At 68.6% G+C, this 21,899-nt stretch carries 19 protein-coding genes; 8 read left to right on the forward strand and 11 right to left on the reverse strand.

Translation table 11 applies throughout. The features are described from left to right. Positions 1-211 precede the first annotated feature (211 nt). Positions 212-769, forward strand: coding sequence for a hypothetical protein (locus ABD369_RS35400; protein ID WP_344640744.1), 558 nt, complete (start codon positions 212-214; stop codon positions 767-769). An 89-nt stretch (positions 770-858) separates the two neighbouring features. On the opposite strand, the gene ABD369_RS35405 is transcribed toward ABD369_RS35400, so the two are convergent. The 7 genes from ABD369_RS35405 to ABD369_RS35425 form a co-directional block, all read right to left on the reverse strand. Then, a complete protein-coding gene (locus ABD369_RS35405; protein ID WP_344640745.1) occupies positions 859-1,869 on the reverse strand; it encodes a TauD/TfdA family dioxygenase in 1,011 nt (336 codons plus the stop codon). Between the two features lie 41 nt (positions 1,870-1,910). Continuing rightward, the gene (locus tag ABD369_RS35410; RefSeq protein ID WP_344640746.1) at positions 1,911-2,909 is read right to left on the reverse strand and encodes a hypothetical protein; all 999 of its coding nucleotides are present in this window, start codon (positions 2,907-2,909) and stop codon (positions 1,911-1,913) included. 483 nt (positions 2,910-3,392) lie between these two features. Beyond that, positions 3,393-4,502 (reverse strand): beta-ketoacyl-[acyl-carrier-protein] synthase family protein, encoded by a 1,110-nt coding sequence (locus ABD369_RS35415; RefSeq protein ID WP_344640747.1) that lies wholly within the window; start codon positions 4,500-4,502, stop codon positions 3,393-3,395. A gap of 123 nt (positions 4,503-4,625) precedes the next feature. Continuing rightward, on the reverse strand, positions 4,626-5,000 hold the full coding sequence (locus tag ABD369_RS41325; protein WP_425557846.1) for a flavoprotein: 375 nt from the start codon (positions 4,998-5,000) through the stop codon (positions 4,626-4,628). 384 nt (positions 5,001-5,384) lie between these two features. After that, complete coding sequence (locus ABD369_RS41330; protein WP_425557847.1) at positions 5,385-5,573, reverse strand: VOC family protein; 189 nt, start codon at positions 5,571-5,573, stop codon at positions 5,385-5,387. Further along, entirely contained in the window at positions 5,495-5,902 is a 408-nt protein-coding gene (locus ABD369_RS41335; protein ID WP_425557848.1) for a VOC family protein, read from the reverse strand. The genes ABD369_RS41330 and ABD369_RS41335 overlap by 79 nt, the downstream gene beginning before the upstream one ends. A 292-nt stretch (positions 5,903-6,194) precedes the next feature. After that, complete coding sequence (locus ABD369_RS35425; protein WP_344640748.1) at positions 6,195-6,821, reverse strand: hypothetical protein; 627 nt, start codon at positions 6,819-6,821, stop codon at positions 6,195-6,197. Positions 6,822-7,389: 568 nt separating this feature from the next. On the opposite strand from ABD369_RS35425, the gene ABD369_RS35430 reads away from it, so the two are divergent. Together ABD369_RS35430 and ABD369_RS35435 are read left to right on the forward strand one after the other, a co-directional pair. After that, a complete protein-coding gene (locus tag ABD369_RS35430; protein ID WP_344640749.1) occupies positions 7,390-7,923 on the forward strand; it encodes a hypothetical protein in 534 nt (177 codons plus the stop codon). Between the two features lie 37 nt (positions 7,924-7,960). Then, positions 7,961-8,971 carry a COG1361 family protein gene (locus ABD369_RS35435; protein WP_344640750.1) on the forward strand — a complete coding sequence of 337 codons (1,011 nt, stop codon included), beginning with the start codon at positions 7,961-7,963 and terminating at the stop codon, positions 8,969-8,971. A gap of 546 nt (positions 8,972-9,517) precedes the next feature. Here the strand turns inward: ABD369_RS35435 and ABD369_RS35440 are convergent. Further along, positions 9,518-10,636 (reverse strand): Vgb family protein, encoded by a 1,119-nt coding sequence (locus ABD369_RS35440; protein WP_344640751.1) that lies wholly within the window; start codon positions 10,634-10,636, stop codon positions 9,518-9,520. 426 nt (positions 10,637-11,062) lie between these two features. Between ABD369_RS35440 and ABD369_RS35445 the strand changes: the two genes are divergently transcribed. Next, a complete protein-coding gene (locus tag ABD369_RS35445) occupies positions 11,063-11,599 on the forward strand; it encodes a hypothetical protein (protein WP_344640752.1) in 537 nt (178 codons plus the stop codon). 31 nt (positions 11,600-11,630) lie between these two features. Then, positions 11,631-12,695 (forward strand): peptidase, encoded by a 1,065-nt coding sequence (locus ABD369_RS35450; protein ID WP_344640753.1) that lies wholly within the window; start codon positions 11,631-11,633, stop codon positions 12,693-12,695. A gap of 45 nt (positions 12,696-12,740) precedes the next feature. On the opposite strand, the gene ABD369_RS35455 is transcribed toward ABD369_RS35450, so the two are convergent. Further along, positions 12,741-14,027 (reverse strand): hypothetical protein, encoded by a 1,287-nt coding sequence (locus tag ABD369_RS35455; protein ID WP_344640754.1) that lies wholly within the window; start codon positions 14,025-14,027, stop codon positions 12,741-12,743. A 580-nt stretch (positions 14,028-14,607) separates the two neighbouring features. Here ABD369_RS35455 and ABD369_RS35460 point away from each other — a divergent pair. Next, positions 14,608-15,435, forward strand: a complete 828-nt coding sequence (locus ABD369_RS35460) for an MBL fold metallo-hydrolase (protein WP_344640755.1) — start codon at positions 14,608-14,610, stop codon at positions 15,433-15,435. Between the two features lie 326 nt (positions 15,436-15,761). Here ABD369_RS35460 and ABD369_RS35465 read toward each other — a convergent pair whose 3' ends face one another. Beyond that, positions 15,762-16,826, reverse strand: a complete 1,065-nt coding sequence (locus ABD369_RS35465; RefSeq protein WP_344640756.1) for a glycoside hydrolase family 16 protein — start codon at positions 16,824-16,826, stop codon at positions 15,762-15,764. Positions 16,827-17,360: 534 nt separating this feature from the next. Next, positions 17,361-18,701: a hypothetical protein gene (locus ABD369_RS35470; protein WP_344640757.1), complete on the reverse strand. Its 1,341-nt coding sequence runs from the start codon at positions 18,699-18,701 to the stop codon at positions 17,361-17,363. Between the two features lie 802 nt (positions 18,702-19,503). Between ABD369_RS35470 and ABD369_RS35475 the strand changes: the two genes are divergently transcribed. Together ABD369_RS35475 and ABD369_RS35480 are read left to right on the forward strand one after the other, a co-directional pair. Continuing rightward, the gene (locus ABD369_RS35475; RefSeq protein WP_344640758.1) at positions 19,504-20,721 is read left to right on the forward strand and encodes a Dyp-type peroxidase; all 1,218 of its coding nucleotides are present in this window, start codon (positions 19,504-19,506) and stop codon (positions 20,719-20,721) included. A 77-nt stretch (positions 20,722-20,798) separates the two neighbouring features. Further along, on the forward strand, positions 20,799-21,842 hold the full coding sequence (locus tag ABD369_RS35480) for a YVTN family beta-propeller repeat protein (protein ID WP_344640759.1): 1,044 nt from the start codon (positions 20,799-20,801) through the stop codon (positions 21,840-21,842). The last annotated feature ends 57 nt before the right edge of the window (positions 21,843-21,899 follow it).

Below are 21,899 nucleotides of genomic sequence, written 5' to 3' on the forward strand. Positions count from 1 at the left end.
CCACGCCTCCCCGCACCGAATCGGATGTCCGTCTACATCCAACCGGTTCAGGCATCGCCACCGCCAACCCGGCGAACCTATGCGGTCACGGCACTAGATGCCTACGAAAAGTAAATGTAATGTCACATAGAGTCACCCGGCTGGCCGCACGAATGTTGCACTTCGCCTTCGACTGCGGCCTCTGCTGAGCCGGCCAGTTTCTGAAAATGAAGTGCCGGGGATCCTGAAGGCCGCCACAGGCAAGAAAATCGCCACCGTTCACACCGGGCTCGCGTTCGCCGCGGCGGTGACCGAGGACGGCGTACTCCTGGCCGCCGGATGGGACGACCACCAGCAGGTGTCGGGGATTCTGCAAGCCACCGCGGGCAAAAAGGTCACGGCCATGGCCAGCCGCGTGCACACCCTGGCCGTGGTGCAGGAGCCCGATCCGGACTGCGGACCGCTCCAGCCCCGGCAGATCTGTGCCTCGCTCCACACGACCGGTGACCCGCAGGACGCCTACGCCCTGGCCTTCAAGGTCGGCGGCGACCAACAGCAGCCGACCTCCGGGGCGCCGTGCCAGGCCATCGACACCCAGAGCACCCAGGCCACTCACATCATCGTCCGCCGCCTGCCCACCTCGCAGGACATCGCCAGCGGATCGGTGTACTTCACCTACGACCAGGGCACCGGCGTGGTCGGCATCGACACGGACAAGAGCCAACTGCCCGTCGGGCTCTCCTACAGGATGTCCGGCAGCAATCGGTTCACTTTCACGTGGACTCCGTGATCGGCTGACTCGCCGGTGCCCGTGCGGCGGGCTATCGGGAAGGGTTCACGGCTCGCACCGCCGGTCGGCGAAAACCCCTTAACCACCCGTCAGCGGGCGAGTACGTGGCCGTCGTGGGGGCGATGGTCGCGGGAGCGGCGCAGGTCGGTGGTGACGTAGGTGCGTTGCAGCCAGCGATCCGCTCCGTCGTAGCGGGGGTGGAAGGCGGTACGGCCGTGGACGGTGACGCGGTTGTCGATGATGACCAGGTCGCCGGGTGTCAGGCGCAGGGTGCGGGCACTCGCCTCGCAGGCGCGGCCGAATTCGGTCAGCGCCGCGGTGGCCCGAGGGGTGAGCGGGGTGGTGACGAGTTGGGCCATGCGTATGTCGGGATCCTCGGCTGCTCCCGACAGCACCGGTCGGGGCTTGGCATCGGGCTCGTTCGTGGCGGCGTCGGGGCCGAAGGAGGGTGGTGGTGTGGTGAGGAACTCCGGAGTGAACAGGGCCTGGCGGCTGGCCGGAGTGAGGAGCGGCAGTGCTTGGCGGATGCCGGCGGTGCGCATGCCGGCGATCCGGTCGTGGTCGGCGCGCAGGCACAGGAAGATCACATAGTCGGGTGGGTGGGGGTGGAAGCCGTTCTCGGTGTGGAAGGACAGCGGCACCGATCCGGCGTTGCCGTGGAAGGTCTCCTGCCCGGGCACGGGCACGACGTCCTGCACGAGGGCGCCGGATTTCTCGGCCAGGTAGGCGAGGGGCTCGCCGAGCCCGCAGGCCACCATGGTGAGCAGCGCGGCCGGGACGGTGGCGTGGCGCTGGACCGAGCCGAGTACGGCCGGTGTCGCGGGCAGGGCCGCCTGGTCGACGGGCAGGCCGCCGATCACCATGGTGCCGTGTGGGCCGGAGTGCCTTCGGAACCGGCGCACCGCGCGGCGCAGCGGTAGCGGGAGGTCCTCCCAGGCGTCGCGGGCCCGTGCCACCCATTCGGGGCTGTCGACCTGGTCGTGCCCGCTGGTGCACAGGGTGCGGGCGATCCGCTCGCACGCGCCGGCATCGGCCGGATCCAGTTCCCAGTCGGCGGCGGCGACAGTGCTTTGGGTGGTGTCGGGCGTCGTCTCGGGCATCGGGGTCTCCTGCCGGTGGTGTGGGCGGCGGACGTGCGGACTCACGAGTGGCGCAGGCCGGCCACGGCGTCGGCGATGTAGTGGTCCCCGAATCGGATCAGGGGGGCGTACTGGGCCGCGCGGCGGTGGCGCATGAGCCGTAGTTCGGCGACGGCGTTGTCGGGGCCTTCGGGTCGCTGAGCGATGGAACGGCGCAGCTGCACCATGGAGTACGCGAGGGTGACGTGCCGTTCGGCGTCCACGATGTCGGCTTCCAGCAGAGCGCCCCGTGCCTCGGCCAGCTCGGGGGCGCGGGCCGCCAGGTGCTCGTAGGAGTCGGGCACCACCGAGAGCAGGTCCTTCATCGCTGCCCGGAACAGCTTGTATCCGCGATGCTGGCGCCCGCTCAACGGGACGTCCGTCGACGGGGGCGCCATGGTGTGGCGGATCGCCGCCATGTAGTAGTCGGCCGGGATCGTACTGGCGTGGTCCATGGCCGCCGGGAAGCCGCGCACGTACACCGTCGCATCGGCGAGCCGCAGCAGCGCGGCATCGCCGTCGCCGTCCCGCAGATGGCGGGTGGCATCGGCCACGGCGACCGCAGCGCAGACGTTGAACAGGACATGGACCTGGTGCCCGATGAGCCACCGAGCACTCCACGCGCTCTCCAACGACGCCCCAGCACCAGGCTCAGGGACGGCCACCGGCGGGACGGGGTCGGGGTCAGCGCCCGGCGCTGCGCCGGTAAGGTCGAGCACCGACTGCCGCATCCCGGCCACCTCCAGCGCCAGGTCGGCACCCGACAGCGGAGCATCACACAAATCCTCCAGACCGCGGTGGATGACCAGGACACCGTGCAGGGCAGCCTGCTGATCCGACAACTCCACCTCACGGACCCGGAAGTACGACTGACTGGTCGACTCCGCCGGAACATCCTCACCGGCCACCGCCGGAGCCAGAGCCGATAGCGCCGCCACCAACTCCCCGGCCACCGCAGCGGCCTGCCGCAGCACGGCGGTCCGCTCGACAGGTCTGGCATGGGTCGCCACCGCGGCCAACACGCGCGCGGTCCGCTTCGCCTCAGCATCGACGCTCGGACCCAGCACCGGGACGGGCCGCCCGCCTCGGGGCTCACGGAAGACAGCGACAGCAGGATGACCGGCAACCGGCGATAAGCCCATGGTTGAAGTACTTCGCCAGGAACACGCCGCACGAAACCCTGATCTGCAAGACGATTCCCGTGCGGTGGGCCGTAGTTGACTAGCTGTCAGCGGCGACGAGCCCGGCATGCCTCGCGGGCTCTGGTCGGCCCAGGCCGTCAGCGCCGCCGGAGCACCAACAACGGCTGCTGCTGCCGATAACCTCATCCGCGCTGGCGGGAGCCCATATGCAACCAGCTGACTGGATGTTGACGGTGCCACCCGAAGCGGTGCTCTGGCAGGACTGCTATCGCTCCGGCATGGATGATCGGCCGACCATCCACTCGCCCACGAGGTAGTTCGTGCTTCTGGCGCGAGGTCGTTTCTCGTCGCTGGGAGCCGGCCTCACTGTTCCCGAGGTGCGGTCAGGGGGTGCGGAATGCCAGGACGACGTTGTGGCCAACCGAAGCCGACGGAGGTGCTCAGTGCCGCGTTGATGCGTTCGTTCGCGGCGGCTTTGGTGACCAGATTCAGGTCGAATGCGGGGTCGGGGCTCTCGAGGTTGGCGGTGGGCGGGATCAGGGAGTGCTGGAGGCTGAGGACCGTCAGGGCGGCTTCGACCGCGCCGGCGGCCCCGAGGGAGTGACTCAGAGCTCCCTTGGTGGAGGTGACGAAGGGGCCACCGGGCAGCACCGTGCTGATCGCGTCCGCTTCAATGGCGTCGCCCCGCAGGGTCGAGGTGCCGTGGGCGTTGACATGGTCCACGTCCTGGTGGGTGAGCGCGGCGTCGGCCAGGGCGGCACGGATGGCCTCCTTGACCCCGCGGCCTTCGGGATGAGGAGCGGTGGGGTGGTGGGCGTCGGTGGCGGATCCGCACCCGGCGAACAGGGCTCGGGGCTTGCGGCCGCAGGCGGCGGCATCCCGGGCCCGTTCCAGGACGAGGACCGCGGCGGCTTCGCCCAGCACGAAACCGTCCCGAGTCCGGTCGAAGGGCCGGGAGGCGGTCGAGGGGTCGTCGCAACGGGTCGACAGTGCACCGAGCTGCGCGAAGCCCGTCGCGATCAGGGGCGTGTTGCACGCTTCGGTGCCGCCGGCGAGGACGATGTCGCACTGGCCACTGGTGAGCAGGTCTCGAGCCACGGCCACGGCCGTCGAGCCCGAGGCGCAGGCGGTCGCCGTCACCAGGCTCGGGCCGAGAGCGCCGCAGGCGACGGCGATCTCGCTTGCCGGTGTGCTTGGCCCGATCATGGCGATCAGGAGCGGTGAGACGCGTTTGGGTCCTCGATCAAGCAGTCGCCGGTGCTGGGTCTCCCAGGTCTGGGAGGCGCCGATGCCGCAGCCGATGACGACCCCGACGCGAGCGCCGTCCCAGGCTCTGTGGATCGAGATCGGCGTCGTGCAGCGCCTCCCTGGCGGCCATGAGGACGAGTTGGGTGGAGCGGTCCAGCCGGTACACGGTGCGGCGCCCGAGCACCGGCTGAGCGTCGAAGTCCGGCACGGAGCAGCAGAAGTCAACAGGAAGCGGTGGCGAGGCGGCGCGCCGGGGCGGTGAGGGCCGTGCGGACGGCGGGCCAGTCGATGCCCTCCGGGTGGACGTGGGGCAGGACGGCGCGCGGGTGACGGCGATGTTGGCCCGAGTCATCGTGATGTCGTCGATCTTGAAAACTGGGACAGGGCCATCGCGCACCTCTCACTCAACGAGCATGCCCACTCGGAGAGTTGCGCGATGGCTGCTTCATGACCAGGGGTTACACCAAGATCTCTGCTCCACCACTCAGTGGGACGCCATCGACGAACGGGCCGATCCTCCGGTCCCAAGCGGCAGGTCCCGTCTGCCGTGGCGGCGAGGTCGGCCACCGAAAGGTCGGTCTCGTAGGCCCGGGTCTGCTGCCCGGCAGGGGTCACGACCAGGTGCGTCTCGAGCCCGGCCTTTCGGGCGTGTTCCAGGATCCGCAGCCCGTACGAAATGCCGGTCGCGCCGCTGATGCCGACGACCAGTCGACGTCTGTTCATCCGTCCTCCCTCGGTTCGGAGACGACGTTAGGCAGGTGCCACAACGTCGCTGTATCGCCGCGATATCGCCGGTCCCGTCTGCGCTCCGCAGCGGCCCCCACCAAGCGCCGGCGGGTGGCCTGCTTCCTGGACGGCGGAGGCGGCACCGTGGACGACGCCGCGGCCGTCCCCGCCCTGCACTCGGACGCGATGCGATCGTGCGGCGGTCGCCCGGCGGCCTGGAGGGCACCTGGGGCTACGCTCCGGACAAACGCCTCGAGGGCGGTGGGTCGTTGGAGTCGCACCCGGAAATCCACCCAGGCCGCCACTCGAACGGGCTCCGCTGGCTACGTAGTGGACGTCGTCCTGCGTGGCGGGGTGCGGAGTCCCGGGCGATCAGGGGAGCTACGCAGCGCAGAACTCGTTGCCTTCCGGGTCCCGCATGATCCACCAGTGTCCGGCAGGCCCCTTGTCCACTTCGCGGACGCGGGTCGCACCCAGCTCCTCCAGCCGTGTCACAAGCTCGTCGAGGCCACCCGGCTCGCCGTGGACGTCGAGGTGTAGACGGTTCTTGCCGGCCTTGCCCTCGGGCACGTCCTGGAAGAGCAGTCGCCGCCCGCGGCCGATGCCGCTGGTCTCGTCGTACGGATCCTCGGGGTGGCGGATCGCAGCGTAACCGCGGAAGGTCCTGCGGCCACGGTGCTCGGCGACCGCCTCCTCGCCGATGTGGCCGAGGCCAGCAACTGCTCGACGAGCGCGCTGGGATCTTCCACCTCATAGCCCAGCGCCGCGGCCCAGAACTCCGCGAGTGCGGGTGCGTTCGTACTGTCGATGACCAGTTTCCAACTCAGCGTCATGCGCGCGAGATTACGTCCGAGCACTGACATACGGCGTCGGGCACCCTCGCCTTGAGCTCGGCGCATCTGTTCAGCGAGGTCGTCGGCGTGGATCCGGACGACCGACTGATCGCCGAGGCCAGTCGCGAAAGCGCCGAGCGCGGAGTTCGGCGAGCACGTCCGTCAGCTCGGGGGCTTCTGGCAGCCTCCCGCGCTGGTAGTAGGCGGCCGTGCCCGAGAACAACACCCTGCTGCCGTCATTTCTCGCGAAGGTCCGCGAGCCCGGCACCCGTCAACTGCTGCCGGAACTCGCAGACAAACGCTTCTGCTGAACGTGAACGAGGCCGCACGAATCGGCCCCGCCGTTGGGCTGTTGTTGTCAGTGGCCGTGGTGATCGCAGTGATCATAGTGGCCGTGGTGCCCGTGGTGGCCGTGATGCCCGTGATGCTTGATCCTAGTGGTGTCGGTGGCGGTGTGGGTGGTGGTGTCACCGCCTCCGGTGACGGTGGCGGTGCTGGTGACCTCTGCATGGGCGGTGCAGGAGACGCGGACCTTCAGGATGATGGGCGGGTAACTGTTCCCGGCAGGCAGGACGTCGCTGCGGGCACAGTTGAGGTCGGCCAGGGTGCAGTGCCACCCCCTACCGGTGATGCCGTCGGCCCAAAGACCTGCGGGGAGGGTGCCGTGGACGGTGACCTTGGCGTTATTGGTCGGGCCGGCCGTGGTGGCGTTGCCCACGGTGATGATGTAGACGCCGCCCTCGCCCTGGGCGAAGGTGCCCGCGTGGCTCTCGGTGATGGTCAGGGAGGGGCGGCTGGCCGGGATGACCGTGAAGCTGACACCGGTGCCGCCGGGGTCGGTGGTGGCAGGGTCGGCGGTGGCGGCGGTGGCGGCGGTGGCGGCGGTGTCGATAACGGGCACCGTGCTGTCGTCGTAGCCGGCGACGTAGGCGCGCTGGACCGTGGGGGCCCAGGCCGTGGGCGGGACGATCGCCAGGAGCGCCAACCCGACCATCATGACCACCCCCGTTTTGCGGGCCCGCCACACCGAAGGCCACGATCGAAACATGCCGCCCATGCCTCCCGTGCCGCGGCTTGCTCCAGCCCGCCCTCTCCCGTGTCTGAACACCTATGTCTCCGCTTCACGCAGGAGCGGCCTCCGCCAGGCCAGGGCGCCGACGACAAGCCGCTGACCACTCATTGCGATCTGAATGTCACTTTATGTTTCCGCGAGTGGACTCGCTGACGCGACACGACGGTGACCGCCGCGAGCGCGCGAGAACCGACAGGCGCATCGAGTGGGTGGGTGGCGCGCCGAGACCAGAGTGCCGGTGAGGATGCCGTCGACCTGGGCGCGGTGGCCTTCCGGCCGCAGCTTGACGGCGTGTCGCACACCCCAACGTCTGCGCGCCAGCGCGGTCTTCGCATCTCCCCTCTCGAAAGGCCGGTGAAATACCTCACCAAAAGGAGCGAATCGGATAACTTGCTGAGACAAATGGCTCCTTTCGGTGGATTTGAGGCAAAGTCCCCGAAATGACAGAAAGTAGGATAATTTGCGCACGATTAGATCTCTCGTGATCGGTACCGCCGCTCTCCTGGCGGCGGGGCTGACGACGGTGCCCGCCTCGGCAGCTTCATCGGGCCCCACAACGACGACGTTCCAGGTGCAGGGCGGCACCTTGGACATCACCACGCCCGCGTCGGCGGCCATCGGCCAGGGCCCTCCGGGCGGTACCATCAGCGGCCAGCTCGGCAACGTCCTCGTCGCCGACGGGCGGGCCCTGGCCGATGCGTCCTGGACCGCAAGCGTGATCTCCACCGACTTCACGTCAGGGGCCGGCGGCTCCGGCCTGACGATCCCAGCCACCGACGTGAGCTACTGGTCGGGACCCGTGACATCAAGCTCGGGCAACGGCGTCTTCACTCCCGGTCAGCCCGCCTCCGGCAACGCGGCGCCGCTGAACAACACGACGCCCCTGACCGCGCTCACCCACGCTGGTGGCACTGGTAACAACACTGCCACGTGGACCCCCTCGCTGAACGTTCATGTGCCGCAGGCCAACGAGTCCGGCACCTACACCGGAACGGTGACGCATTCTGTTGCGTAATCACCGCGGCCGACTGGTCGGATGGATGTCATTGGCGATGCTGTGTTGCGCTGGCCTGGGACCTGCTGCCCAGGCCGGCGCGGCCGCAGAGGAACCCGATCGGGACGTCATCGGGATCCAGTTGCTGGAGGCACCCGTCGATCGCCGCTCCGACCCGCGGGCGCTGAGATACATCGTGGATCACCTGCCGCCCGGCACCACCATTCAGCGGCAGGCCAGGATCGTGAACAAATCCCCGAAACCGCAGCACATCGAGGTCTACCCTGGCGCCGCAACAGTCACCGACGAACAGTTCCGCTTCGGAGCCGCGCACGCGTCCAACGAACTGACGTCCTGGGTCTCGCTCGACCGCCGGCAGTTGGACCTGCAGCCGCACAGCGACGCTCGCGTCGAGGTGAGCGTCCAGGTCCCATCCACCGCCGCGGCCGGCGAACGCTACGCGGTGATCTGGGCCTCGGCAAGCTCCAGCCCGAATCCGTCCGCCAACATCACCCAGATCAACAGGGTCGGCATCCGGATGTACCTCGACATCGGGCCCGGCGGCGAGCCATCGTCCGACTTCGCCATCGGCGAGCTGACCCCCGCGCGCGCCCCGCACGGACAGCCCTCGCTGAGCATCCACGTGCGCAACACCGGCGGCCGCGCCTTGGACATGACCGGATCGGTCAGCCTCTCCGAAGGGCCGGCAGGCATGCGCGCGGGCCCGTTCGAGGTCGGCCACGGCACCACCCTCGCCCCCGGCGAGCCCGGAACGGTCACGGTGGCATTCCCCAACGACCTGCCCAACGGCCCGTGGAAAATCGATGTGAACCTCGCCAGCGGGCTCGTGAGTCACACCGGGACGGGACACATCACCTTTCCCGACGCCGGCACGGCAGGTCACTCCAGCTCACTGCTCTCACATCTACCCGCCGAATGGATCCTTGTGGGTGGACCAGCGGCAGCAGGGCTGGCCGTTCTCGGCGGACTCGCAGTCCCGATCCTCCGCTCGTGGCGCCGTCGCCGGGAAAGTCATGAATCAAGTGATCTCGAGTTGGGAGGCATCTGACGGAGATGGCGATTCGTTCAGTCGATCGAAGGCCATTGACGATGCGTCGGTCCAGCGTGCCGGACTCCAACGCGGGCGGCTTGACCCCACGTCGGGCAAGGCCCGTCGTTGCCGACGCCCTCGGCTGCCACAAGGTCATACCGCCGAGCTGGCCCGCTCGGGCCGACGGCACCTGGAGCCGGTGCGCGGCTGGAGGTCACCTACTACCACCCTCAGGCTGGACTCCGTGGGGAACTGGCACGGCAGCTGTAGAGCGCGATCTTGGGGTCCGTGTCGGGTGGTGGCTGCGCTGGTCTCATCGGCGATGGCGGGTGGCCGCGAGTGCTGCTGGCCGATCAGGGCGGGTCCGGCGCCGGTCGCGTAGGTGAGGTGGACTGCGACCCGGCACGGGCCGGTCCCGCCGAGCGCGCCGGAATGCATCACGGTCTACAGCTGCCGGGTCGGTCCCCGCTCCCGCCAACCATGCCGGGTCGGTCCCCGCTCCCGCCAAGACTGGCGGGAGCGGGGACCGACCCGGCATGGTGCGGGTTCACGCCGCCGGCCCTGTCAGGGGGTTACCGTTCCGATCTGGCTCGCGGAGTTCTCGGTGAACCAGAGATTGCCGTCGGATCCGGTGGTGATCTCCAACGGGCTCGCGCCGGAGGTCGGGATCGCCACCTCGGAGATCGTCCCCGACGTCGTGATCTGGCCGATGTCGTTGCTGGCGTTCTCGGTGAACCACAGGTTGCCGTTCGGTCCGGTGGTGATGCCCCACGGGAACGGGAAGACGGCGTCCGTGAGGTTGTAGGCGGTGAACGAACCCGCCGTGGTGACCTGTCCGATCTGCGTTGCTCCGGCGTCGGTGAACCACAGGTTGCCGTCGGGCCCGGCGGTGATGCCGACGGGCAGCGAGTTCAGCGAGGGGACCGCGAACTCGGTGATCGTGCCGCCGGTGGTGATCTGGCCGATGCTTCCGGTCAGTAGTTCGGTGAACCACAGGTTGCCGTCCGGCCCTGCGGTGATGCTCAGCGGGTAGGCGCCGGAGGTCGGGAGCGCGAACTCGGTGACCGTGCCGCCGGTGGTGATCTGGCCGATGTTGTTGCCACCCGCCTCCGCGAACCAGAGGTTGCCGTCCGATCCGACGGTGATGCCCCACGGGTAGGCGCCGGAGGTCGGGAGCGCGTACTCGGTGAACGTGCCACCGGTGGTGATCCGGCCGATCTTGTCGACGTTCGACTCGGTGAACCACAGGGCGCCGTCCGGCCCGGTGACGATCTCAGCCGGCCCGGCGTTGGTGGTGGGCACCGAGTACTCGGTGAAGGTGCCGGTCGTGGTGACGCGCCCGATCGCGTTGGCGGCGTTCTCGGTGAACCACAGGGCGCTGTCCGGCCCCGGGGTGATGCCGACCGGGGCCGAGTTGGCGGTGGGTGTCGCCAGTTCGCTGATGGTGGGGGTCTGGCGGGGCTGTGGCGCCCTCGCTCGGAGGTGTTTCCCCCCGGCGAGGCATCCGACGAGCCCCGTCGGCCCCCGGTGCCGGAGGCAGGACTTCACCCACGGGCGCAGGGATCCGGGACGGTGCGGGCAGGCGCCGAAGGCGACGGTGCCGGTCGCGCCGACAGCGGCCGTCAGGGCCAAGACGACGAGCGCACGGTAGAGCCGCCTGAGACGGCCAGGACGGTGGGACATGAGACACCTTTCGGAAGGACACCCCGGGAGCCGGACCACCGGTATGGCACGCATCACCGGTGTCGGGCTTATAGGTGGGAGAGATGGCGCAGCCGCCCGATACCGCGACACGCGACTCATGCCGATAGCGCCTTCGCGATCGCGCTGCACACCTACAATCCCCACTGAGTTGACGTCAGAAACGCCAATTGGAGCGGAATGTTGGACTTGCTTCCTCGGGATCCAGCATCACGTCTTTCCTATGATTGTATTCTGTAAATCCTCTGGACATCTGATCATGCGCTCGATTCCCGCTTCAATCCCTGAGGCTCCGTTTTCGCGCTCCATCGCGGGGAGAGTGGCGTTAATCGCCATATACGAATATGAGCCCACATCGGACTGGCACCGAATCGTGCCGTTCCATGCTTTGACGACGTAGGAGAGCCCATGCGTATCCGATATTCCCTGGTCGCCGGAGCCGCGACCGTTGTCGCCGTCGCCGGAGTGGCCAGCGCCGCGCCCGGTGACACGACGGTCACGTTCTCTGTCTCGGGTGGCTCGTTGGCGATCTCCGTCCCGGGCTCGGCAAGCCTGGGAGGTGGGGCGCCCGGAAACAGCATCAGCGGACAGCTGGGCAATGTCACTGTCACCGACGCCCGAGCTCTGCTCACGGCCGCCTGGACCGCGTCCGTGACCTCCACCAGCTTCAAGACCGGCGGTGGCACGACCGCGGAGACGGTCCCGACCAGCGCGGTCTCCTACTGGTCGGGAACCGCGAGCGCCACGACCGGCCTGGGTACCTTCACGCCCGGCCAGGCCACGGCGGGCCAAGCCCAGACCCTCGACACCAGCCGCGTCGCCTACAGCCTCAGCGGGGGCACCGGCGACAACTCCGCGACCTGGAACCCCACGCTCGTCATCGCTATCCCCGCCAGCGCGGTGAACGGCACCTACACCGGGACGGTGACACATTCGATCGCATAGCCGGGCCCGCCGGTTGTGCACGGCAGCGGCGGTGCTCGCATTGGCCTACGGCGCAAGCACCGCCCCGGTCGGCGCTCAGGGCGAGACGCCGCCCTCCGAGGGCAGCATCGGCCTCAAGCTCCTCGACGCGCCCCGGGACCGTGAACCCGACCCGCGCGCACACATGTACATCGTGGACCACCTCGCGCCCGGCGACGTCATCCACCGCCGGCTGCAGGTGACGAACACCTCCGACGTCGACCAGCGCGTCGACCTCTACGCGGGCTCCGCCGTGGTCAACGGCGGTACCTTCACCATGGATGCGGACCGCACCCCGAACGAGCTCACGACTTGGGTTTCGGTGGACGACTGCATCTCGGACTCGGATGTGTCCAGCAGGGCGACGGACTGCGGCACACCCCGGACGGAAGGGGCCACCCGGTCGTCCACGCCGCCGTCCGCCGCCGTCCGCGACGTCCCGGCGCACGGCACGGCCGTGGTCCGGGTCAGCGTCCGGGTGCCACCGAAGGCGTCCGCCGGCGAACGGTACGCAGTCCTCTGGGCGCAGATCGCGGGCGCTGCCGGCCCGGCTGCGAACATCCGCTTGGTCAACCGCGTGGGAGTCCGGATCTACCTCGATGTCGGTCCCGGTGGTGACCCGCCGTCCGACTTCCAGATCGAGGAGCTGACTCCCGCGCGTGCTTCCGACGGCACCCCGAGGGTGGTGGCCAAGGTCCACAACACCGGCAAGCGTGCCCTCGACCTGACCGGAACCATGTCGATGACCGACGGGCCGGGATCTCTCAGCGCAGGTCCCTTCACGGCGAACCTCGGCACCACGCTCGGCGTCGGCGAGGCCGAGCCTGTCACCGTCCCCCTGGACGGGCGGCTTCCCAACGGCCCCTGGAAGGTCCGCCTCACACTGGCCAGCGGTCTCATCCAGCACACCGTCACGGCCACCATGACCTTCCCCGGCGGCTCCCAAGCCGCCGCGCCGGTCAAACCGACCGTGGCGGACTCCGCTTCGATGGTGCCGGGCCTCACCGTGGGCGTGTCAGCCGTCGTCCTCCTGGTCGTCAGCGGCTACGGGGTGGTACGCCGCAGGCGGGTGAGCTGAACCCGGCCCGCGTCCGGATGCTTTCACCGGCAGGGGATTGTGACATCAGGCCACGGAGTGGGTCACGGTGCCCGTGTAGGTGCCGTGAACCGCAGCAGCGGGGATCGTGATCACCACGGTGGGGCTCCAGCTCGTGGAGTTGTTCCCGTTGCCGCTGGCGGTGAAGGCGGTTCTCGGGCTGCTGAGCGCCTGTGCGGCCGAGGCGCTGCTCTGACCCGGTGTGGCCGTCACAATTCCGTTCGTGTTCGTCGCGGGTCCGGACCAGTAGGAGGCGTTCGAGGTGGTGATCGTCTCGGCGGGCGTGGCGCCGCCGGTGGTGAAGTTGGTGGCGGACACCGTCGCCGTCCAGGTGCTGGTAGCCAGTCCTCGCTGGTCCGAGACGGTCACCGTGCCGAGGGCCGCGCTGAGGGTGCCGCCGGGCGCCGCGGTGCCCAGGCCCGCGGTGGCCGGCACGCTGATCGACAGCGTTCCCGTGGTCGGGATGACGGTGATCTGGGAGCTGTTGCTGTCATTGGTCTCGACGCTGTCCACGACCGCGCGGGTGAAGCTGGCCTTGCCCCCGGATGCGGCCGTCAGTTTCCCCGAGGCGGTGTAGATCGTGCCGCCGCCGGTGATCGAGGTGCCGTTTCCCGTGACCGCGACCCCCGCGGTGTTGTTGCGGTCGGCGATGACCGAGAAACCGGCGAAGGCCCCCGTGGTCGGTGCGCTGAGAGTGGTCTTGCCACCACTCTGGTCGGTGAAGGCCGCACCACTGGTGCCCGCCGCGCACGCCGTCGGATAGGAAGGACAGGCGAGGTAGATCGTCACCCCGGTGCCGTTCACCTTCCCACCGGAAATCGTCATGCCGGTGGTGCCGGTGATGACGTACGTGCCGGGATTGAGTGTGAGCGTGCCGGTCACGGACGAAATGCTGGAGTACACCCCCGGATTGATCGTCTGGTTCCCCGTGACGTGGTTGACCGAGGGATACGGCGGGGTCGGCGTCGAAGGACAAGCCGACGCGGCCGGGCACTGGGCCAAGGAGGCGTAGGGGTCGGTGCCGGCGGGCTGGTTGGTCGGGGCCGGGCTGTACGCGCCGCCGCTCGACGTGGCGAAGCCGGCCGGTGCCGCCGGGCCGCCGATGGTACCCCCGTTCGCGATGACCGAGGTGCTCCCACTTACGAGCGCGGCCTGACTGTTCGTCGAGTTGACCAGGATGCTGCCGGTGACCTGGACGCTGCCGGGGTGGACGTAGAGGGCGTCCGCAGCACTCGGGTTGAGGACGCACAGGCTCGCCGTACACGCGGTCGCGGCCCGGGCGGCGTCGGACGGACCGGTCACGACCCAGGCCAACGCGAACGCGAGGGCAACGACCGCAGCACAGACCGCGCGTGGCAGGCGGAGCCGTCCGCGGGTGAAGATGTGTCCGCTCGCGACCGGACGGCTGGGACCCAACACCCGGGGCGCGTCAGGACGGCATGCCGGAGCATCGACCGGCCCAAGGCTTCCCCCCACACATCGCTCAGCACCCGTCCGGGCGGTGCCTGAGAATCCAACGGCGAGTCTCGCCATCACGTCCGCCATCGTCAGCATGGATCAGAACGTATCAAATACCCCATATTGGATACGTGTTCCTGCGCCCGGTAACGCCCGTCAAGCGTGTCGGGCTCATGGCGACTCGACATCGGTCCGCGCCGCGACCGCGAGGCAGACCGCCTCGTCAAACGCCTGAAACTCAAGTACGCCGACCCGCCCAAGGGCTGGAAACGTCAACCGACCAGACGCATCCCACCCAAGATCGTCAAGCTCCTCCCCAAATTGATTTAGAAGCTCAAGCAACGGCATTGGTCGCCCCCACAGGACGGCAGCCGGGCCTGGTCTCCGCGACGGCGACCGGCGACCAGCGACCGACCGGACGACAAAGGAGACGTCAATGGCAGAGTTCGCACCCGTACCCGATTTCGCCCTGGGCCCGGAGATCCCCGAATCCGGCTATCACGTCACGGAGTTGGGCGGCGGCGCCTACGGAATCACCAGCGGGATGGTCAACACCGTATTCCTGGTGACCAAGAACGGCGTCGTCGTGGTGGATGCCCCTCCGGACCTGGGTGAAGCGCTGCTGGCGGGCATCGGGGAGGTGGCCCCGAAGCCGATCACCCACCTCATCTACAGCCACGCGCACGCCGACCACATCGGCTCCGCCCACCTGCTGGCGCGCGACGACCTGAAGATCATCTCGCATGAGCTCACCGCCCGGTTCATCAAGGAGGCGCACGACGACGATCGTCCACTGCCCAACGAAACCTTCACGGGGACGAGAAGCGAACTGAGCAGCGACGGCGAGCGGTTCGTCCTCGAGTACACGGGCGACTGGCATCAGCCGGGCAATCTCTTCATCCACCTCCCGGAACAGAAGGTCCTGACGGCGATCGACAGCTTCACGGTCAAGAACGCGCCGTTCTTCCGGCTGCTCTTCTCCGCCCGTGTGCCCGCGTACTTCGCCGCCATGGACCAGATGCTGGAATACGACTTCGAGACCGTCGTATCCGGTCACATGGCCCTGTTCGGCACTCCCGAGGACGTGCAGACGAACCGCGAGTACATCCGAGACCTGCGAACCGCCGCCACCGAGGCACTGTGCGCGGTGGACCTGCGGGAGGCCGCCGCCGCTGCCGGCGTACCGGACAACAACAAGCAGGCGCGACTCAAAGTCTGGATGGACACTCCCCCGGCCCTGGCAGAACTGACGGATCACCACTGACGGATCGCCAGACCGCAGGTCGGGCCGATAGCTGAACGCCTGTTTCTCAAACCTCTCCGTCGAAGTGAGCTCTGGGTGAAGCGCGGCGGGGCGCCGACCGCTGTGGTCGGCGCCCCGCCGACCAGGGAGAAAGCTGATCGTCCATGGTTGGGCAGTTGGGCAGTCGGACACCGGTGCCGATGCCATCACGAAGTCGATCGTCCGGCCTGCTGGTTCACGGACGAGCGCGGTGACGGTTCGCATCAACTCGACCGGCTCGTTGCCGGAGGGCTGGATCTGTCGTCCAGCGCCAGTCAGGCCGTGGGCGCGAACCGGCTACCACGCCATCAGCGCCACACGCGCACATACGCTGCCGAGAACGCGATCGGCTCCCGGTCACGCGGGGCGGCATGGTACTCGCCGGCGTCGACCGACAGGTTGAGGATCAAGTAGGCGGACCAGTCGTCGCCCACGCCGGTGTGGTCGGAGAACACCTTGGCCCCGTTGACGTACCAGTCGTTGCAGGTGGCACCGTAGTGCACTCCGATCGTCACCCACCTGCCAGGGGCGATCGCATGTGCGTTGGTGTAGTAGTAGCCGGCCGGACGAACGTGGTTGGTCAGCTCCAGCAGACTGGCGTGGTCCGGGTGATATTCGAAGGTGTCGACCTCGCCGTTGCCGTCCTTCCAGGTCCACAGCGCGGGCCACGCTCCCTGCTGCGTGGGGAGCTTCACGCGGGTCTCCATGTAGTCGCCGGTCCTCGCCTGGAAGCCCTGCGCGGTTCCCTCGGTGGTGAGCATGCCCGTGTCCCAGGCGCGCCGTCCGTTTTCCAGGTCACGCTGGCTGCGGCGGGCGGTGAACGTCGCGGTGCCACCGGACACGGTCACGGCCGAGGAGGCAAGCCAATCAAGCTTGGCGTCATCCGGATTGTGACTGCCATACCGGTAGGCACTCGTCCGCCTGCCCTGCCAGCGATCTCCCCATGCAATGGCCGAGCCGAAATCCTCGTTGAACACGAGGTTTTTCCCGGCGGCCGGGGAATGGCCAACCTCTTGCGTTGGCGGTGTAATCGTCAGCATTCGGGCGCCGAGCTCATGATAGCCCGTCCGGTCTTGGTAGTACCCGAACTCGATATAGCTTCCCGCTTCGAATGCGCGCTTTCCAGTGGTGACCGTCAGCCCGGATGGGCAGATGCGCACCTGGTGCGCCGCCCCCGGGAAGTCCAAGTTGGTCCCCCGCTCGTCGCGGACTGCGACGCCGAGCGACATGACCGTCAAACACCGCCTGGCGCGCACGGTCAGAGTCGCAGCTGCCGGCACTGCTGCGGAGGCCCTCGACGGCGCAAGCGAGACCTGGATGGCATCGGGCCCCACCGCCACTGCAGGCAGCGGAGAAAGCAGGAGGAACAACACGGAGGAAACTGCCGCCGATATGAGTCGCACCACAGCGCGCACAGGCACTCCACGGGTTGCTTGAGGGCCCTCAGGCAGGCCATTGCGCGCCTGAGGCAGCGGAATGAAATATCAGCCTCGCGGGGCCTGAATATTCCCCGCCATTCCGACAGTACGGAGCCTTCCACCTCTTCGCCACCCGAATGAAAAGGCTACAAATTGCTAAGGCTCTCACCGAGAACGACGTGGTCCTGGTCGACACCACGGCGGGCACCGGCCGCCATGGACCGGGCGGGGCCGCAACCGTGGTGCGCCGGCATTCACCGCGATCAGCCCCCGCCGTATCGTCCCCTTCTCCGCCGCCTCCCTGGGACTGCTGCTGGCTGTCTCCCACCCCCTGCTAGCCACGATGCGATGGTGAATCGCCGAGGATCCACCTCCGGGTGGACCGAGTCAAGCCCTCCGCGCAACGGCCCGGTCACCTCGATCGACTGGCGGTAGCGAGTCAGCGAGGCCCAGCGCGACCGCCCCTCGCACGATCCTGCAGGCACACTCTCAGCGCGGAGCGCCCGGCTTGAGGACGACGGAGCCGTAGTGGTTGGCGAAGAAGTACGAGTAGGACAGCCCTTCGTCGATGTCGCCGAACTGGTTGCTCGTCATGGACATCAGCGCCGTCGTGCTGGTGCCGTTGCCGGCGTAGGCGGTGAACAGCTGGTTGGGCGCCAGCCCCGTCGCCCTGATGTCGACTTCGTCGATGCCGGGTAGCGCCCGGATCAGTGCCGTTCCCTTGGCAGAGGTGCCGGGGACCTGCAGGGGCAGGTTCTGCGTACGCATGCCCAGGCCCTGCCGGCCCAGGTTCTGCGTCGTGGTGGCCGGAGCGTTGCGTGCCACGTACACCAGGGCCATCGGCGACTGGCCGATGGGCATGGTCGTGGTGACGGACATGGTTCTGGTGTCGATGACGTCGACCGCGTCGGAGTTCTGCAGGGCGACGTAGACCCTGGTGTTGTCGGGGCTCGGCCAGATGCCATGGGGTCCGTGGCCGTTGTTGTGGATGGTCTTCACCAGTGTCGGCGGCGTCCCGTCGTGCGACCGGCGGTAGACCAGGGTCTCGTTCAGCCCGCCCACGGTCTGGAGCGCGTAGTCGGCCCCGCCGACCGTGACGAAGTTGGGGTGGTTGGTGCGCGGCCCGGTGCGCAGCACGGCCTCCACCCGGTAGGTGCCGGCGTTGAGTACGGCGGTGGTCCGGCCGTTGGTGGGCATGCCCAGCCAGATCTCCCTGCCATCGGGGGAGATCGCCTCGTCGGAGGAGCCCCCGGCCTCCGCGGGGATCGGTACGCGCCTGACGATCCGGTGGGAGGCCACGTCGATCACGTCGAGCACTTGGACGCGCAGGTGGTTGACGTAGGCGAGTCTGCCGTCCGGGCTGAAGACCACCTTCGACGGCGCGTCCTCGGTGTGGATCCGGTCGACTTCCTTGCCGGCCTGCCAGTCGACCACCGAGATGTAGTCCTGGCCGCGCACGGCCACCCACAGCCGGGTGCCGTCGGGCGAGAAGAATCCCTCGTGCGGCGCGCGACCCAGGTAGACGGTGCGCACTACCTGGTTGGTGGCGGTGTCGATGACGTGCACGGCGTTGGTGGTGACGTCGATGACGTCGAGCCACTTGCCGTCCCGGGAGAAGCCCAGGCCGTGCACGTCGATCTCGCCGTCGTACATCGCTCCCAGCACGTCCGCGCTGGGGTCCATCCGCGGCTTGCCGAAGGCGATGGTGCCCAGCACCGTGTTCGTCGCGGGATTGATGACGCTGACCGTGTTGGAGCTCTGATCGGCGGTGTACACCCGGTCGTTGCCCGAGATCGGCTGTGCTCCGGGCAGTGCCGGGGCCTGGAGCAACGTGCCTCGCGCCGGCTCGGCGGAGGGAACCGCCTTCTGCGTCGGCGAGGAGCCGGGGACCGTACCGACGTGGGGGCCCGACCCCTGTACCAGCCCCGCTTCCGCCTCTTGCGTCGAGGTTGGCGAGCTGCCGATGGCCGACGTCAGGACACTCGCGGCCACGAATATCAGGACCAAGCTGTGTCTCGCACGCAATGTGCCCTCCTGAACCGGGGTGGAAGATCGCTGGGCCCGCGGACGACGGCGCGGCTCCTCGGACAACCCGCCAACCGTGGCCGTCTTGCGGGCCCGGGCGGAATCCCCAACCTGTCATCGCGCCGGTCCTGCGTCACCATCGACCGGTCTCGGACTGGTGGACAGCCGACGACAGAGCCCGCAAGGAGTCTGGTCGTCCCGACGGGTGGTCGCCGTCCAGGGCGTCTGTCCGAGTGAAATCCGGACCGGTGTCAGGCCGCCCCGGGCTCCTCGGACGGGTAGACGGCCGCCGCGACCGAACGGCACGCCCGGGATGCGGGTGAGCGCTGACCGTGGTCGCATGCCACTGTCGGTGGAACCCGTGCTCCGGACGAGTCCCCGGCACTCCGGACATCCGGAATGCGGCCGGTCACCGTCCGAGTACCGACGAGGGCGACCCCCACCGGTCATCACAGCCAGGTCGGTCAGGCGGGGTATCCGCCCAGGCCGCAGACGCACACCACCGTGCTCGATCCGAGAGGGAGAAATGGGTGACGGGAGAGGCTCAGCCCCGGCGGACTGGTGGCATGGCGGAGGGTGCCCGGCGGGTCTCCTCGCGCGACGGTCGATGCTTCAGGGCGCGGCCGCCGGCCTGGTCGGGGTGGCCGGCGGGAGCCTGCTGGGCGACCGGGAAGCCCTCGCCCGGGGAGAAGACGGCGACCGGACGACCGGGACCCTGATTCCGTTTCACGGCTACCACCAGGCAGGCATCGCCACCCCGCCCCAGACCGTTGGAGCGTTCGCGTCCTTCGACGTGACAGCCGCGAACCGTGCAGAACTCATCGAGCTCTTCCGCGCGTTGACCTCCCGGGCCCGATTGCTGACCTCGGGGCGCACGGATCCGAATGCGTCCGCGGACGCTCCGCCCGCGGACAACGGGATCCTGGGTCCCGGAGTCGTGCGGGACGATCTCACCATCACCGTTGCCGTCGGCGCGAGCCTGTTCGACACGCGCTACGGACTGCACGCACGCAAGCCCGTCCAGCTCAAGACGATGGTGCCGTTCCTCCACGACGACCTGGACCCCGAACTGTGCCACGGCGACCTGTTGCTACAGGTGTGTTCCGGTCACCGTGACAGCACCGTGCACACGATGCTCGACATCCTGAGCCACACCAAGGGCGTGCTGAAGCAGCGGTGGAGCTTCCACTGCCAGCGCAATCCGCCTCGCCCGACCGGGATTCCGCGTGACTGGTTCGGGTTCAAGGACGGCATCACCAACCCCGACACCACCAGTACATCCCAGATGGACAAGGTGGTCTGGGTGCAGCCCAACACCGACGAGCCAGCCTGGACGGCGGGCGGGACGTACCAGGTACTGCGCACCGTCCACTTCTTCCTAGAGGCATGGCAGAAGGTGCCGGTCGCCCAACAGGAACGGATCTTCGGCCGTCGGAAGATCAGCGGCGCTCCGCTGTACGCCCTCTCGGACGACGCGCCGGACACGTTCGATCCCATCTACACCAACGACCCGCAGGGACTGATCACCCCGCTGAACTGCCATGTCCGGCTCGCCAACCCGCAGACTCCTCAGACCGCGTCGACCAGCTCCATCCTGCGTCGCAGCTACGACTACGAGCGCAGTCCCAGCGTGGAGGGCCGTCCGGACCTCGGGCACCTGTTCTGCTGCTTCCAGCGCGAACTCAACACCTATATCGCCATGCAGACCCGGCTGGAAGCCGAGGCGCTCGTGCCGTACATCAGTCCGCGCGGCGGAGGTTACTTCTTCGCCCTTCCGGGAGTGCGCGACAACCAGGACTACTTCGCCCGTGGGCTGTTGACCTGACCGCTGCTTCCGGACCGGCTGTGCGGGAGACGGTCCGGCTCGCAAACCGAAGTTCCACGAAGTGCCCAGGAGGCGAGATGCGTTTCCGGATCCACACCGGCCGCGGCTTGGGCGGGATAGCGGTCCGGCCGGAGCCGGCGGCCGCCATCGGGCTCCTGCTGGCCGGTGACCTCCTCGCCGCGCGCCTCATCCCGGCGTCGTCCCCGTCGCCCTCCGCCGCTCCACTCGCGGGTGTCACAGGCCACGTGTACGTCACCAATCAGCTCGGCAACACCGTCTCGGTGATCGACGCCGGTACCAACAAGGTCGTCGCGACCGTCCCGGCCGGCAACGCGCCTGAAGGCATTGCGATCACCCCCGACGGCAGGTACGCGTACATCGCAGACAACGGATCGGCCATGGTCTCGGTGCTCGACACCCGCACCAACAAGATCACCACCACCGTGCCGGTCGGGCACGGCCCCACTGGCGTCCGGCTGAGCCCCGACGGCACCTGCCTCTATGTCGCCAACGGCGGTTCAAACAGTGTCTCGGTGCTCGACACCCGAACCAACCGGGTGACCGCGACGGTCCCGGTCGACGTCTCCCCGGTGAGCGTCGCCGTCAGTCGCGACGGTGCCACGGCCTACGTCGCCAACGCCGGGTCGCACAGTGTGTCAGTCCTCGATACCCGTACCCGGCGCGTCGTCGGGAGCCTGCCCGCCGGCCGCTCTCCGGTGAGCGTCGCCGTCACCCCGGACGGCGAATCGGCCTACGTGGCCAACGAGACGGCGGCGACCGTCTCCGCCGTGGGAATCCGCACGCGGACGGTCGCCGTCACGGTCCCGGTCGGCGAAGGCCCCTTCGACGTGGCGCTGGCACCTGATGGTTCAAGGGCCTATGTGGCCGAACTCGGCCCGGGCAACGTATCCGTGATCGACACCCGTAGCCACCGCGTCTCGGCGACCGTTGCCGTGGGCCCTCCGGGCACCGACCCGTTCAACCTGGCGGTCACCTCGGGCGCGGTCTACGTCACGAACCAGGGAGCGGGCACCCTTGCGGTCATCGATCCCAAGAACCTCAGGGTTGCCGCAACCGTAGCAGTCGGCACCAGCCCCTACGGCGTCGCAGTGGGTCCGTGACCGCGGTGTCGGCCCGCTTCGACTTCTCGGCCGTGGATGAGGTTCCACCCTGCGGTC

This window comes from Kitasatospora cystarginea, from assembly GCF_039533515.1.
Classification (GTDB): domain Bacteria; phylum Actinomycetota; class Actinomycetes; order Streptomycetales; family Streptomycetaceae; genus Kitasatospora; species Kitasatospora cystarginea.